Genomic DNA, 15046 nt, shown 5'->3' with positions numbered 1-15046 from the left:
TTATGATCACATTATTCAATATCATAGGATCCATGCAGCGGGATAATGGCGATTCGACCTAAAAAAAGGGCAGCCGGAAGGCATCTACTCCGGTTGCCCTTATTTGTTCCGTCAATCGGATGCTCCGGCTATGCCAACCCGCGGATCATGCGGGAAAGACGCTGGAGCCCATCGCGCAGCTCCTCCATGGATGCATAGGCATAGGAAAGCCTGAGGTGCTGCCGGTCGTTCCGGTCGTAGATCATGCCGGGGTTAAGCAGTATGCCCTCCGCCAGGGCATGATCGAACAGGGACCGAATCGAGAGGGCCCGTTTGAAACGGAGCCATATGTAAAATCCGCCCTGAGGGCAGCTCCAATCCGCAAGCTCGCGATAATCCTCCTCCAATAAACGAAGGGTATAATCTCTGCGAAGCTTCAATACTCTGCGAATCCGTGTCAAATGCTCCTCATACAGCCCTTCTGACAGCCACTGCGCTACAGCATGCTGTGACAAGGCGCTCGAGCCGTAATCGGTCTGCATTTTAATGTCCGCCAGACGGTCAATGACCGGTTCCGGTCCGACAATCCAGCCGATGCGAAGGCCGGGACCTAGTGTCTTGGACATGCTTCCCAAGTAGAGCACAAGACCTTGCTGATCCCTTGCTTTTAACGGAAGCGGCGCCGGCTGCTCCAACCAGAGATCACCGTAAACATCATCTTCGATGACAGGAAGCCGTTCCCGGGAGCATAAATTCAGCAGCTCCTGCCGTCTTGCGGATGACATATGCGAGCCGGTCGGATTGTGGAAGGAGGGGATGGTATAAAGCAGTGAAGCGTTATGCTGCCGTTTCAATCGGCTGATCGACTCTGTCCGCAGCCCTTCCTCGTCCATGGGAAGCCCATGCATATGCACGCCTGCCGATTGGAATACATGAATGGAATTTAGATAGGACGGATTTTCAACGAATATGGTGGAGCCGCGGTGCAGCAGGCCTAATGAGATGAGCTGAAGCGCTTGGAGACCGCCGGATACGATCAAAATAGATGCGGGCGATGCGATAATCGCTTTGCTGCGCAAATAACGGCTGACGGCTTCTCGTAACGCCAGGCTGCCTTTCGGCTCGGAATAGCCTAGTGAAAAGGCTGCGGCATGGCTCCGGTTAAGCTTATCCAGCATCTCGCCGGCAGGCAGCAGTTCCGAAGAAAGCTCGCCCGTCCCGAGGCGAACGATGCCGGGATCGGCCTCTGCCTTATTGATGGCCTGAATCATCCGAATATTAGGCTGATAGAAGCCCGAGCTCACATATCGGTTCCAATCAGGCGAAGGTGCGGAAGACAGCAGATTCCAGGTGTTGTTGGCAACGACGGTTCCCCTGCCGGTCATGGCTTCAATCAAGCCGTCGGCAGCAAGCTCGCCCAGCGCATACACCACCGTGCTCCGGTTCACCCCGAACCGCTCGGCCAGCTCCCGCTGCGGTGGAATCCGGGTGCCGACAGGCCACTCCCCGTTCATAATCTTCTCTTTGATACGGTCATAAATTTGCTGATGAAGCGGTATGCCTGCTGACTTGTTCAAGCTCCATTCTTCTGACACAGTTACCCCAGCTTTCCGTATGGTGATTCCACTATTATATCGAATTGGTTGGGTGAAATGCCAACCAATTGGACGGAGACACCAGGGCAACCTTCCCCTACAATGAGGTAAAAATGGAGCTGGAGGCGTAATGAAATAAAATGGCCGGCGTTATTGTTCATGGATTTATATTGGCATTGGGTCTGATTCTGCCCTTGGGGGTGCAAAATGTGTTTGTATTTAATCAGGGGGCGGTCCAACCGCGACTTATTAGGGCGCTGCCTGTGATTATCACCGCAGCGCTGTGTGATACGCTGCTCATTACATTGGCCGTTATGGGAGTATCGGTGGTCGTTCTACAATACGATTGGCTGCGCATGACCATGATCACGCTCGGGATCGGGTTTCTAATCTACATGGGGCAAGCGACATGGAAGAGCAAGCCCCGGAAGCAGGAGGAAGGCAGTCCCCGTTCGTTAACCCCCAAGAAGCAGATTGCCTTCGCGATGTCCGTATCGCTGCTGAATCCGCATGCACTGCTTGATACGGTCGGTGTTATCGGCACCAGCTCTCTTCAGTATGCAGGAGTGCAGAAAGCGGTTTTTGCTGCAGTGTGCATCGGGGTATCCTGGTTGTGGTTTATAGCCCTTGGAATCGCCGGGAAGGCTGTGGGAAGCATGGACACCTCGGGCCGACTGCTTACGGTGATCAACCGGATTTCGGCGGTAATCATGTGGGGGACGGCTGCTTACCTTGCCTTTGGGTTGATTGCGGGTTCTTAAGCTGCAGTAAAGTCACACGGACCCGCAAAACGTGAATGGGGATCGATCACACCTTTGTAGGGAAGTTATAGCGTAACATGTCTCCTGGGGACTTCTAAACGGAGACAGATACTCGAATCGCTTCTGTTCTCCCTGAAGTGACTTAACGGAATGGACTAAGGATATCCGGGCAGGGCCCACATAAGCCAGCTTAATGGAATACGTTCACAAGCTAGGGCTCTTGTACGCTAAGGCGGCGCGAAAAAATCCCCATGCCTATGCATGGGGATGCCTCGCGTTACCCGGGAAGCTTGAATTGGCTGTTGTACAGATCGTAGTAGAAGCCGCGCTTTGCGAGCAGCTGCTCGTGCGATCCGCGCTCCGCAATGCCGCCCTGGTGCATGACGAGAATTTCGTCCGCTTCGCGGATCGTGCTGAGACGGTGCGCAATGACAAAGCTGGTTCGACCCTGCATCAGCGTGCGCATCGCGGACTGGATATGCATCTCGGTCCGCGTATCGATGCTGCTGGTCGCTTCGTCCAGGATCAGAATGACCGGATCGGCGAGCACAGCTCTCGCAATGGTCAGGAGCTGCCGTTGCCCTTGGCTCAGGTTGCTCCCGCCGGATACCAGCATCGTGTCATAGCCCTCCGGCAGCTTCATGATAAAATCATGGGCGTTCGCCAGCTTGGCCGCAACCTCGATCTCTTCATCCGTTGCATCGGTTCGACCGTAGCGGATGTTCTCCCTGATGGAAGCGGAGAAGACATAGGCTTCTTGCAGCACGATGCCCAGCTTGCGGCGGAGGCTGTCTTTATCGAGCAGTCGGATATCCATGCCATCCAGCGTAATGCTGCCCGAATCAATCTCGTAGAAACGGGTGAGCAGGTTGATGATGGTTGTTTTGCCCGCGCCTGTCGGGCCAACCAGTGCGATGGTTTGTCCTGGGCTGGCTGTTAGCGACACATCGTTCAGAACCGTCACATCTTCCTTATAGCTGAAGGATACCCGATCAAATACTACCTCGCCACGTAGGCGGCCGGCGTCCTGCATTGGTTCTTCATTCTCGTACTCGGATTCCGTATCCATGATTTCAAATACGCGCTCGGCTCCTGCGACGGCTGACTGCACGAGGTTGAACTGATTCGCCAGATCGTTCAGCGGACGCTGGAACTGCTTGGAATAATTCAGGAAAGCTACGACGATTCCAACGGTGGTCCAATCCTGGAAGGCCATGTAACCCCCAACCGCAGCGATCAAAGCGAAGCTGACGTTGTTCAGCACGTTCATAACGGGACCGACGGTGCCGGCATAGATCTGTGCCTGGATGCTCGCTTCGGTCAGCTTTTTGTTATACGCGTCAAACTGCTCCCCTGCATGCCGCTCTCTCCGGTAGATCTGGACCACCTTCTGCCCGGAGACGGTCTCTTCAATAAACCCGTTAAGCTCACCCAAATTTGCCTGCTGCTTGGAGAAATACTTGCGGGTACGTCCGGCTACCGTCTTCGTGAACAGCATCACCAGTGGTATGGTTACCATGCTGAGCAGAGTCAGCCATAGGTTTAAGTAAAGCATAATGCCAAGCGAGCCGATGAGAGACAGGATGCTGGCGATCAGCTGCGTTACGCTTTGGTTCAGCGTCCCGGAGACGTTCTCGATATCGTTTGTCGTGCGGCTCATCAGTTCTCCGTGCGTCTTGCTGTCAAAAAAACGAAGAGGGAGGAGCTGCAGCCTAGCAAAAATATCCCGGCGCATGTCCTGAATGGACAATTGGGAAACCTTCACCATCACATGCTGCTGCAGCCAGGCAAAGAGGGCTGTCCCTGCATACACGGACAATAGAACCGCACATAAACCGGCAAGCCCCTTATAATCCCCCGGGATAATGTAGTCATCCACAGCGCTCCCGAGCAAGTATGGAGCGATGAGGGAGAGCACCGTACTGACCAGGGTGAACAGGAATACGGCTGCCATTCCTGCCCTGTAAGGCCGTATATAGCTCCAAATCCGGCGAATGGTGCCGAATGTATTCTTGGGCTTGCTTTTTGCTACGGTCATGCCATGCGTCGGTCTTCCGCCCCGCATGCTAAGATCCGGGGCATGATCCGAACGCTGCGTTCTTTCCTGTTCCGATCCACCCTGTTCCGATCCATCCTGAGCCGATCTTTCCTGATCCGTTCTAGCCATGGGCGGACACCTCCTTGCCGTATTGGGATTGGTAAATATCCCGATACAGCTCGCAGGAAGCGAGAAGCTCGGTGTGCGTGCCTTCCGCCACGATTCTTCCGTCATCCATGACCAGGATTTTGTCCGCGTCGATTACGGACGAGACCCGCTGCGCGATCATAAAGCAAGTCCGGCCTGACATGAGCCGGGACAATTCCTGCTGCAATCTGGATTCGGTGCTCATATCGAGCGCGCTTGTGCTATCATCGAGAATTAAAATGGACGGCCTTACAAGCAAAGCCCGGGCAATCGAAATCCGCTGTTTCTGCCCGCCAGACAGATTGACGCCCCGTTGTCCGAGTACCGTATCGTAACCATCCGGCATGGCGGCGATAAAATCATGCGCTTGGGCTGCTTTTGCCGCAGCAACAACCTCCTCGTCGGATGCATCCGGTTTGCCGTAACGGATGTTATCACGGATCGTGCCGGTAAAGAGAATGGTCTCTTGCAGAACGATGCCGATCCGCTCGCGCAGCGCAGCCAAATCGTATTCCCGCACATCCACGCCGTCGATCCGCACGCTTCCGGCCGATACGTCGTACAGACGAGGAAGCAAGGCAACCAAAGAGCTCTTGCCTGATCCGGTTGCACCCATGATGGCGATTTTCTGTCCGGGCTGTGCCCTGAACTGGATATCTTGCAGAACAGGCTTTCCGCTGTCAGCTCGATAAGCGAATGAAACCTGGTCAAATACCACCTCGCCATGAGGCTCCACCTGTTTAACCGGAGCGGATGGGGAGACAATATCAGGCTGGGTGTTCATTACTTCCTGGATCCGGTCGGCCGAGACCTTGGCGGTAGATATCCTCACCAGCATCATGGCGACGGATGAGACGGCAAACAGCACCTGGGTGACGTAATTGATGAATGCGACAAGGCTGCCGACTTCAAAGCTGCCATCGATGGCATTTTTTCCGCCAAACCATAAGACGGCAACGATGCTGACATTCAAAATCATCGTCAGGATCGGCATATTCAGCGCCACAAGGCGCTGGGTTTTGACGGAAGCATCCGTGAAATCCGCGTTTGCCTCGTGAAATCTCCGCTTCTCGTATCCGGCCCTGACAAAGGCCTTGGATACGCGGATGCCTGCAAAGTTCTCTTTAAGTACCGTATTTACCTTGTCGAGTTTGTTCTGAACCTTGGAAAACAGCGGCAAGGTTGCCCGGATCAGCAGAAACATGACAATGAACAGCAGCGGTACGGCAAGAGCCAGGATGACTGCAAGCTTGGGGCTGATGATTACCGCCATGATCATGCTGCCAATGGCCAGCAGCGGGGAGCGTACGAAAATGCGGAGCAGCATTTGGACCATTGTCTGGAGCTGCACGATATCATTTGTCAGCCGCGTAATCAGCGAACCGGTCGACAGCTCATCCAGGTTACGGAAGGAGAGGGTCTGGACTTTGCGGAACAAATCCCGCCGCAGGTCGGCTCCGAAACGCTGGGAAGCGATCGAGGAATAGACGGTGCATCCGAGACCGCCCAGCAGCCCGACTCCGGCACATCCTAGCATAAGCAAGCCTGTATGCAGGATGCGGGTCGTATCATTCTGCATGACTCCTTCGTCGATAATGCGCGCCATGAAAACCGGCTGAAGGAGATCCATGGCTACCTCCAGCAGCATGAGCAGCGGTGCTAGAACAGCCGCGACCCAGTGGGGGCGCAAGTAACGGAATAATTTGAGCAAGAGTGCGATTCACCTTCTTTTAGTGTATGGGGTATGGTCTAGTTACCAAGTTAAGCCATCCTCTCACGGATTGTCAAAGGGATATATTTTTATCGTGGGCGACCGCTTCTTAAGAAAATCTTTAGGTTTCATCTGCTATTTTCTTAATAGTTGTCACGTAAGCTGAGGGAGTTAATGACGACAGAGGGAGATGCTAAAGTTGAAGAAATGGATCATGCTGTTGATCGTATTCATGCTGGCCGGCTGCGAACCGACCGAGGAACCGCACCCTACGGGGAGTGCCGGGAACGAGGGTTTGGGTCAGGGTTCCGGTGTTCACCCAGCCAAGCAGAAAAAAGATGATAATCAGACGAATCAAAAACCGGATGCCGAGGTGCAGACCGTTCTAGTAGAAGAAGATCAAGTTCGCCGAGGTAATCTGGTCCTGGTAAACAAGGAGTTCAAGCTGGATGCCGGGGCAGTACCATCCGATATCGTTAATCTGAACGATACCCCCGAGCTCTTGCAAGGGTATGTGCTGCTGGACAACTCGATCCGGCTGTCACGACAAGTAGCCGAGCAATTCAACGGGATGATGGAAGCTGCCGCGGAGGATGGAGTTGTCCATTTCATGCTCAGCAGCGGCTATCGGGACATGGAGGAACAGGAGCAGCTGTATCGTGAAAAAGGGGCTGACTATGCGCTGCCCGCCGGCTACAGCGAGCATAATCTCGGCCTGTCCATGGATATCGGCTCAACCCAGATGCCGATTGACCAATCGCCGGAAGGCAAATGGCTTCAGGAGCATGCCTGGAAGCATGGCTTTATTCTCAGGTATCCGAAGGATAAGACTGAAATTACGGGGATCCAATATGAACCTTGGCATTTCCGGTATGTCGGCTTGCCGCACAGTCTGATCATGGAAGAGAAGCGGTTTACGTTAGAAGAATACTTAATGTTTTTGAAGAAGGAGAAAGCGTACTCGACAACCGTCGAAGGACAGCAATACGATATTCGCTATGTACCCGTTGCAAACGGCGGCACCGTGATTGAGCTTCCTCAGAATAGCCAATATGAGCTCTCCGGCAGCAATATGGATGGTGTGATCGTCACGGTGAAACGAAGCGGGGGTGACCGATAATGAAGGCATTGCCCAAATGGACGTTAATGCTGCTGTATTGCGGATATTTGTATGTACTGCTCAAGGTTATCCTGTTTAAGTTCGGCGCGGTGGATGCATCGTTTCTGTTGAAACAGCTGGCTCGCGCGATGCAGCACCCCGATATGATACAGAATGGGCTGGAGTCGGCGAATTTCACGCCTTTTCTAACGATTCGACTGAATATCCGGCGGATCTCGGACCCGCATCATATGATTAATTTTCTGGGAAATCTGGTCATTTTTATGCCGAACGGCATATTCCTGGGGCTTCTGACCAAAAGGAAAGCCGTAGGAGCCTTGGTCGCTTCTCTGGCTGTCAGTCTTGCGCTGGAATGCTCGCAGCTGCTCTTCTCCTTAGGGAGCTTTGATGTGGATGATCTGATTCTCAACGGTTTCGGGGGACTTCTCGGTTATTTCGGTTATTGGCTGATACTGCTGCTATGTACCGATCACTCATCCAACCAAGGCACCGTGAGAGCTTCCAATCGTCCTGCAACCTAGGGAACATGCAGCTCTGCCATTTACCGTAATCGGAAGATTTACGCGATTCTTCGCTCTCAAAGTATACGCATACCCCGCTTATAAAGGCACAAGAAATAAAGCAGGAGCCGGCATAGGATGTAGTAACTACTAGAGTGGGAGCGAGGTGAACAGTGCAGGATGCCTTCAAGACGGAAGAGACGTGCAACATCCAGATCCGAAACGGCCAAGCGATGGGTCGGCCACCCGGTCGTTGTGGTGCTGAAGGACGGCAGCTGTTATGTCGGCGAACTGAATAAGGTGCACGGCAAGGAAGTCACCCTGTCGGGATTCCGGGTTAATGACCAGATGGCGGCCCGAATCGCCAAGAACGGCGAACGTGCTCGAATTTCCGGATTATTCAGCGATTTATTCGGTGCCGGCGCGTTCAGCAGCGGTTCTCCAGCTGCTGCCGGAGCTGCCGCCGAAGCCGAAAACCGAGGCGGACCGGGACCTCTCGGCTTCATCGGGGATATCTTGCCTCACATCAAGCTTGGCGTGAATGTGATCCAGTCTATCATGCCTCTCCTCAATATGTTGAAGATTTGAGGTCGTTCCACGGATTCTCCATGTGAAAGAAGCTTGATCGAATCAAGCTTCTTTCTTGTTTGCCTGCATGGTTTGTCGTCCGAGCGTCCACGATAATCGCGCAGCAGTCATCATTACACCTTCGCGCCGGGAGAGGCACGCGGTAAGTAAATGGGCTGTTTACGCGAGCGCACGCAAAATGGTCCGGGTTGCCTCGAGCTTGTTTCGTTCATCCCGGTCGTCGATGGACTGCAGCAAAATGAGCATCGGCATAAATACAGCGAGCATGCGTGCCAGGACATGAGTCTCATCGTCGACCTCACCATACGTTTCAAAGAAGGCGGGCCGGGAAGACGGGGGCAGGAAGCTATAGGCTACGCTTAAGTCGCATGCGGGATGCCCCACATTAACGTCGCCCCAATCGATGATCCCGGATATGATCCCGGTGTCGTCGACCAGCATGTTTTTATAATGCAGATCACCGTGAATCAGGGCTTTCTGCGTGGAAGCCCGGCCGAGCGTGATCGTATGGATATAGCTCTCTAGTTCGCCGGCCGTTTCGCTTCCGAGATGCGGGCTCAGCTTCGGCAGAAAGCCCAGCATGCGTTCTTTGCGTCCTGCGATATCCGATAGATTTCGCTGATCATGCGGAACCCCTTCCGCTTCGGCCGTATCTAGGGGGAACGCGTGAAGAGACTTTAGAAATTGCGCAAGAATCTGCGCGGAACGTGCGCGCTGAGCGTCGCTTAAGCCGGTTGGAAGCACGCCGGGTACATGGGTGTAGCCCAGAAAAGGTGCCGGATAGTCCGTGCTTTCCTTACCAAAATAAAGCGGTTTCGAATAAGGTACGGTTATGTAATCAGATAGCTTCGGCAGAATCCGTGCTTCGGCTTGCAAGAGAGGCACAGCGGCCCGTCTTCTTGGAAACCGGAAAACATAGTCGGACCCGATGCGGTAGACGATATTATCCCAGCCATGGCCCAGCCGCTCAACCGTTTCAGCAGAGAGCTCCGGGAACTGGCGGTCCAGCAATCGCCGGACGAGTGCGGAGGATACATCCCACTCGGGATCCCAAGGATTTGCACACATGGTATAACCCCCTTTGATTGGCTGCAGCTTCAAGGACTGAATGGTTTATCCATAATGGAAATGGCTCATTCATTGTAAGCCCAAATCCGTTCGTCTGCAATTCAGCGTAAGATTCCAAAAGCGATTGAATGTGTAACTGGTACGGAGGGCGGGATTCCGGCATGGAATACGGATCGACGTATTGGAGCAGGGGAGGTTATACTAATTCATGAAAGGGGGAAACGTTAGGATGCAACGGATTCAGTCCATTATGAAAAATCACTATGGCATCGAAATAAGTGGTGTCAGGCCGCAGCAAGGCGGCTGGGCCGCATTGGCATTTAAAGTGAGCGATGATCGCCGCGCCTATTTTCTTAAGCAATATGAGAAGAGCCGCGCCTCTACGCCGAAATGGACGGCGGCCATTCGGGAATACATCCCGATCCTGGCGTGGCTTTCGGAGCAGGAATCCTTTCGCGGAAAGGTGCCGGTGCCTGTTCAAACCCTGGACGGCCAGTACCGCTGTGAGGATGAACACGGGATCTATCTGCTGTTTGAGTATATTGAAGGCGAAACGATTGGCGAGAACGAATTGACGGGAGAGCAGGTCAAGCAGCTGTCCGAAATCGTCAGCGAGCTTCACCTGCTGGGAGAGGAAATCCCGTATTCTACGCAAGGCATTCGCGAGAGCTTTGAGGTTCCGTTTCTGCGCAAGCTGGAGGATCGCATGCAAGAAGGCTTGCCGGATGATATGGAAGCAGCAATAGCCCCGGCTCGTTCGCACTTGGTCAAAGGGATGCGTACGGTTCGCACGCTATCAGAGCGATTAGCAGGCCGCAATCTGCGCATGGCGCTCTGCCATATGGACCTGCACCACTGGAATCTGATGCAGAGCGGGGATGAATTAGTGCTTCTCGACTGGGAAGGAATGAAATTAGCGCCGGTGGAATCGGATCTGATGTTTATGACGGATACGCCGTATTTTGAGCAATTTATGCATATTTATCGTTCCCGGCATAACGGCTACCAGATGGATGAAGATGCGCTGCGGTTTTATCAAATCAGGCGTCGGCTTGAAGATATTTGGGAATTCATGGAGCAGCTGTTGTATGACGAACAGGCCGAAGAAGAACGCAGGAATACGCTGGACAGTCTGCGTAAAGAGCTGCTCGAGTTCGAAGCCGAGATATGAAGATTACTCACATTACATAACGAGCAATCAGCCAGCTGGTGAACACCATAAACCATGATACAAATCCGAAGATAACAACGATTTTGTTCTCGCTCCAGCCGTATTTCAAGCTGAAATGAAAATGGATGGGCGTCATTCGGAATAATCTCAGCTTCGTGCGCTTGTAATACCAGACTTGCAGAATGACTGAAAGCTGCTCGGCTAAATAAACGAAAAATAGAAGCGGAATTAAAATTTCAACCTTCTCGATAACAGCCAGGAATGAAAGGGAGCCGCCGATGGCAAGCGATCCCGTATCCCCCATGAACGCTCTGGCAGGATAAATGTTGTACAGCAGCAAACCGAGAAGACAGCCGATCATGACAAGCGAGAATGCTTGTACCTCCGGCTTGTCGGATATGAGAAAAAAGAAGAAATAAGTGGGAATGGATACGTTGATCAGCAGCCCGTCCAATCCGTCTGTAAAATTGATCGCATTGGCGGATCCGACGATAAAGAGCAGCATGATAATCACGTACGCGGCAATCGGCAGCTGCAGGGAATATCCGCCCAATAGTTCGATATCGCTTGAGAGCGAGAAATACCGGAATAGAACGAGCAGCAGCCCGCCGGTAAACAGAAATTGAAACACCAGCTTCATCCGCCCGGATATGCCGGAGGGATCCTGAAAGACAGCCTTTTTAAAATCATCCATGAAGCCGATCGAGCTGAACAGAAGAAAGGTCGAGCATAAGAAGATCATGAGCGGATCGGGATGAAATTGCAAAGAGACGATGATTCCGATCAAGAGGATAAGACCGGCCATGAGAGGCGTTCCGCGCTTGGCTTGATGATCGGGAGGAAGCTCCGTGCGGATCGGCTGCATCAGCTTCAATGTGCGCAGCCCCCAGATGAGGAGCGGCGTAAATAAGGTTACTAATAAGAACGCAAGTCCGGATACACCAAGCATACTGCTCATTTCCTATGCACCGCTTTCTTTAGAAAAATTATGCAATATGATTATATTGTATTTCTTGGTGATAGACAATTATGCCAAGCTGAAGGACTAGAAGGCATAAAAGCAGGAATCCAAGCTTCCAACATGCAAACAATTTCGCATCGTTTAGTCGGAGCATGTGTGCGGACAGGTTCGAAGGACGCCTTCGTTATCGCGGAGATGCTGGGGGCTAAGCAGGGGGCGGGTATCCATTCCATGGCTGACAAGGGATGGATGGAAGTGAATTTGCGATCATGAAAAAGGGACGGCCGTTCGATGACGGCCGTCCCTTTTTACAAGTTCGCTGCTGACTTTCCCTCTCAATTGGGCTCGATATGAACATGAACATCATAGACGCCGTGCGAGAGCTTTAATGCATGCTCCACCTCATCGGCGATATCATGAGCAACCCGAATGTCCATATTGGATTTCACGAGAATGACGACATCGACCACGGCGTTACTGCCGTAATTCCTGGCGCGGATGTTTTTAACGCCTTTAACGCCCTGAACGCGCTGCACCGTTTTTCGGAAGGCGCTGATCTTATCCTCATCGAAACCATCGGTTAAGTGGTGGGAGGCATCGCGAAAAATATCCCATGCCGTCTTGCAGATCAGGAAGCCGACAAGCACGGCCGTCACCGGATCGAGCCAAGGCAAGCCGAGAGCGGCGCCGACAATACCGACAACGGTGCCGATGCTCACCCAAGCATCCGACAGGTTGTCCTTGGCTGCAGCCATGACCGCTTGGCTGTTGATTTTGGCGGCGAGGCGCTTATTGTACCGATAGACAAAGTACATCACAATGGCGCAGAATGCTCCGGTCCACGCAGAGATCAGGTCAGGCGCCTCATGCTTGCCTTCAAATATAGAAGAAACCGCCCCAAAGAGCACCTGTATACCGACCGCCATCATGATGAAGGAGGCCATTAAGGAAGCGACCGTTTCGGCCTTCCAATGTCCGTACGGATGGTCTTGATCCGCTGGCTTCTGCGATAAGCGGAGCCCGATCAGCACCGCAATCGAGGCAACGATGTCTGTTGCATTATTCAATCCGTCCGCCCTTAGGGCTTCGGAGTTCCCGGCATAACCTATTACGAGTTTAATCGCAGATAAGCACAGATAAGCAATTATACTGATAATGGCGCCCTTTTCACCTGTTTTCAAATCTTCGTAACGCTGTTGTTCCACATCTAGCCGACTCCTTCCGCATCCCTCAAACAATACTTGACTATATTATCAAGGCGATGACGGGTGGGTCTAGAGCAACGTTGTTTCCTATCACTTAATAAGTGACGAGAGGCAAAAAGAGTTGCACCGGACTAAGAAAAATAGAGAGGGGAAATCATAGCCGCCGGTTTGCGCGCCTCATAGACAGCAGCTGCTCGAAGCTCGCCACGGACGGCCGAACAACTCGCGAAGGACGGATTAGGGTCCGGTCACATGATGTTGTTCAAGTAGAGCATATACTCCCCGCGATGAAGCGGGTTTACCTGCTTGCGGCTGTTCTCCGGAATATTGCCGCGAACACGAACGTGGCCCCCGGGCCTGATGGTCAGCAGACCTTCGCCGCTCGTCAAGGCATGAACCTCGGCTTTGAGCTGGTCAGAGGTGCGAACAGGGATCGTTCCGTTGATGTGGACGATGCCGTTCACAAACCGCGGCTCCTCGAAGGTTCCTTCTAATGCACCCAGGGACGATAACACCTTGCTCAAGCTAAATTCCGGTACGATGAATTGAAGCTTGTTCACCGGTTCATAGACATTCGTTCCAGCCTCGTTCAAGGCCTTCATCAGCACGAGCGGCGTCAGACTCCGGAAATCCTTGGCCGTCGAGACGGGACTTGCATAGCCGGTATGAGTTAACGTTACGACAATATCCGTGACGGACCATCCAAAGAGCCCTTCCTGCAGGACCTCGAACACGGTATCTTTGATCGCTTTCTGAAAGGACAGCGGAAGGGAGCCAAGCTCGACCTCCAATCGGTATTGCAATCCCGATCCGTCGATTCCCGGCTCCACCCGGAAACCGACGGTTGCATAGAAGGGGTTCTGAGGCTCTCCCATCCGCTCCACGGCCGCTCCGATAGAAACCGGCTTCTCCAAACAAATCACTTTTGGAGCGGAGAAGACGGCTTCGATGCCGTACTGCTCCCGTATGATTTCAAGCAGGATTTCCTGCTGGACCTTGCCGAATACGTGAATGAAGCTTTCTTGCGTTCTTGAATCGCGCGCATATTGCAGGAAAGGGTCCTCCATGGTGAGGTCGCTCAATGCGAGATGCAGGATAGGAGCATCCTTTGAATCCATAGCGGATACCTTGACCTGGATCGGGGGGCGTTCAAAGCGGAAGGACTTCATCCGATCGGATACAACGCCGATCACGTCGCCAACCTTCACATCCACGCCGCCCAGCACCGCGATGTCCCCGGCATAGACGCCGTCCGTTGGCACGATGGCTCCATGCATCAGGCAAAACAGCTGTTTTACCTTCATATACGTTGTGTGCCCGTCTTTCGAAACGACCGGTATTCGCTCCCGCTTCCGGATGCTTCCGGCGAACAGCCGGAGATAGACAAGACGCTCCCCATTTGCCTGCTTCATGACCTTGAATGCAAGGCCGGATAAAGGATCGGCGCTGTCCTCGACGGGAGTATGAACAGGCAGGAACGACTGTAATGCCTCCAGCAGGGGCTCGATCCCTACGCCCCTGGCTGCGGATCCCGCAAATAGCGGATAAGCTGCAGCATTCTTGGTCTGCTGGCGCATTTCCGCCTGCAATCGAACCGTAGAAACAGGGATGTCATGCGCATAATGCCGCAGCATATCCTCGTTGTTCGAAGCCAGAATCTCGAGCCAGCCAGCTTCTTGTGGGTCGGCGGGACGGACCGTGGCCCACGCCGTACCTTCCTCCGATGGGACCGACATCTCGCAAACGTTCCCGCTCAGCCGCTGACGGATCATGCTGCAGACTTTGCGGTAGTCCGCCCCCATCCGGTCGAGCTTGTTTATAAATAAAATGGTCGGGATGCCCTGTTCCTTCAACGTTTGCATCAGTACCCTTGTTTGTGCCTGCACGCCTTCAACGGCAGAAATAACCAGGATAACGCCGTCCAGAACGCTTAACGAATGCTCGACTTCCGATATAAAATCCGCATGACCAGGCGTGTCGATCAAATTGACCTTCAATTCTCCCAGCATAAACGAGACTGCCGCGGATTTGACCGTAATTCCCCGCCGGCGCTCAATCTCAAGCGAATCGGTCGTTGTATTGCCCTGATCAACCGAGCCGGCTCGATTGATCACGCCTGTCTTAAAGAGAATCTGTTCGGTTAATGTCGTTTTGCCGGCATCAACATGGGCCAACACCCCGATATTCAATATGTTCTTCATA

Annotated in this window: 12 protein-coding genes; 5 read left to right on the top strand and 7 right to left on the bottom strand. The window is 53.1% G+C overall.

Annotation, left to right across the window (positions count from 1 at the left end; translation table 11 throughout):
* Positions 1 to 128: 128 nt before the first annotated feature.
* Positions 129 to 1574 carry a MocR-like pyridoxine biosynthesis transcription factor PdxR gene (gene pdxR / locus MKX76_RS10550; RefSeq protein WP_210095289.1) on the bottom strand — a complete coding sequence of 482 codons (1446 nt, stop codon included), beginning with the start codon at positions 1572 to 1574 and terminating at the stop codon, positions 129 to 131.
* 140 nt (positions 1575 to 1714) lie between these two features.
* Between pdxR and MKX76_RS10545 the strand changes: the two genes are divergently transcribed.
* Complete coding sequence (locus MKX76_RS10545; RefSeq protein WP_007130373.1) at positions 1715 to 2335, top strand: LysE/ArgO family amino acid transporter; 621 nt, start codon at positions 1715 to 1717, stop codon at positions 2333 to 2335.
* A gap of 277 nt (positions 2336 to 2612) precedes the next feature.
* On the opposite strand, the gene MKX76_RS10540 is transcribed toward MKX76_RS10545, so the two are convergent.
* Positions 2613 to 4502, bottom strand: a complete 1890-nt coding sequence (locus MKX76_RS10540) for an ABC transporter ATP-binding protein (protein WP_028405516.1) — start codon at positions 4500 to 4502, stop codon at positions 2613 to 2615.
* Positions 4495 to 6231: an ABC transporter ATP-binding protein gene (locus tag MKX76_RS10535; protein ID WP_213616907.1), complete on the bottom strand. Its 1737-nt coding sequence runs from the start codon at positions 6229 to 6231 to the stop codon at positions 4495 to 4497. Before MKX76_RS10535 ends, MKX76_RS10540 begins: the two co-directional genes overlap by 8 nt.
* Before the next feature lie 199 nt (positions 6232 to 6430).
* On the opposite strand from MKX76_RS10535, the gene MKX76_RS10530 reads away from it, so the two are divergent.
* The 3 genes from MKX76_RS10530 (at position 6431) to MKX76_RS10520 (ending at position 8439) form a co-directional block, all read left to right on the top strand.
* Positions 6431 to 7351, top strand: coding sequence for a M15 family metallopeptidase (locus tag MKX76_RS10530; protein WP_445669842.1), 921 nt, complete (start codon positions 6431 to 6433; stop codon positions 7349 to 7351).
* On the top strand, positions 7351 to 7872 hold the full coding sequence (locus tag MKX76_RS10525) for a VanZ family protein (RefSeq protein WP_144870112.1): 522 nt from the start codon (positions 7351 to 7353) through the stop codon (positions 7870 to 7872). The genes MKX76_RS10530 and MKX76_RS10525 overlap by 1 nt, the downstream gene beginning before the upstream one ends.
* A 159-nt stretch (positions 7873 to 8031) precedes the next feature.
* A complete protein-coding gene (locus tag MKX76_RS10520; protein WP_007130368.1) occupies positions 8032 to 8439 on the top strand; it encodes a hypothetical protein in 408 nt (135 codons plus the stop codon).
* A 159-nt stretch (positions 8440 to 8598) separates the two neighbouring features.
* On the opposite strand, the gene MKX76_RS10515 is transcribed toward MKX76_RS10520, so the two are convergent.
* Complete coding sequence (locus MKX76_RS10515; RefSeq protein WP_341033722.1) at positions 8599 to 9507, bottom strand: phosphotransferase; 909 nt, start codon at positions 9505 to 9507, stop codon at positions 8599 to 8601.
* Positions 9508 to 9736: 229 nt separating this feature from the next.
* Between MKX76_RS10515 and MKX76_RS10510 the strand changes: the two genes are divergently transcribed.
* Positions 9737 to 10678 (top strand): aminoglycoside phosphotransferase family protein, encoded by a 942-nt coding sequence (locus tag MKX76_RS10510; protein ID WP_210095291.1) that lies wholly within the window; start codon positions 9737 to 9739, stop codon positions 10676 to 10678.
* 7 nt (positions 10679 to 10685) lie between these two features.
* Here the strand turns inward: MKX76_RS10510 and mraY are convergent, their stop codons facing one another.
* The 3 genes from mraY to MKX76_RS10495 form a co-directional block, all read right to left on the bottom strand.
* Positions 10686 to 11636: a phospho-N-acetylmuramoyl-pentapeptide-transferase gene (gene mraY, locus MKX76_RS10505; RefSeq protein ID WP_028405522.1), complete on the bottom strand. Its 951-nt coding sequence runs from the start codon at positions 11634 to 11636 to the stop codon at positions 10686 to 10688.
* Between the two features lie 338 nt (positions 11637 to 11974).
* Positions 11975 to 12844 carry a cation diffusion facilitator family transporter gene (locus MKX76_RS10500; RefSeq protein WP_007130364.1) on the bottom strand — a complete coding sequence of 290 codons (870 nt, stop codon included), beginning with the start codon at positions 12842 to 12844 and terminating at the stop codon, positions 11975 to 11977.
* Positions 12845 to 13092: 248 nt separating this feature from the next.
* On the bottom strand, positions 13093 to 15045 hold the full coding sequence (locus MKX76_RS10495) for a translation factor GTPase family protein (protein WP_341033720.1): 1953 nt from the start codon (positions 15043 to 15045) through the stop codon (positions 13093 to 13095).
* Between the last annotated feature and the right edge of the window lies 1 nt (position 15046).

The organism is Paenibacillus sp. FSL R5-0810, from assembly GCF_038002285.1.
Lineage (GTDB): Bacteria > Bacillota > Bacilli > Paenibacillales > Paenibacillaceae > Paenibacillus_AQ > Paenibacillus_AQ lactis.
Note: the sequence above shows the minus strand (reverse complement) of the source record. Positions and strands in the feature narration are given on the sequence as shown.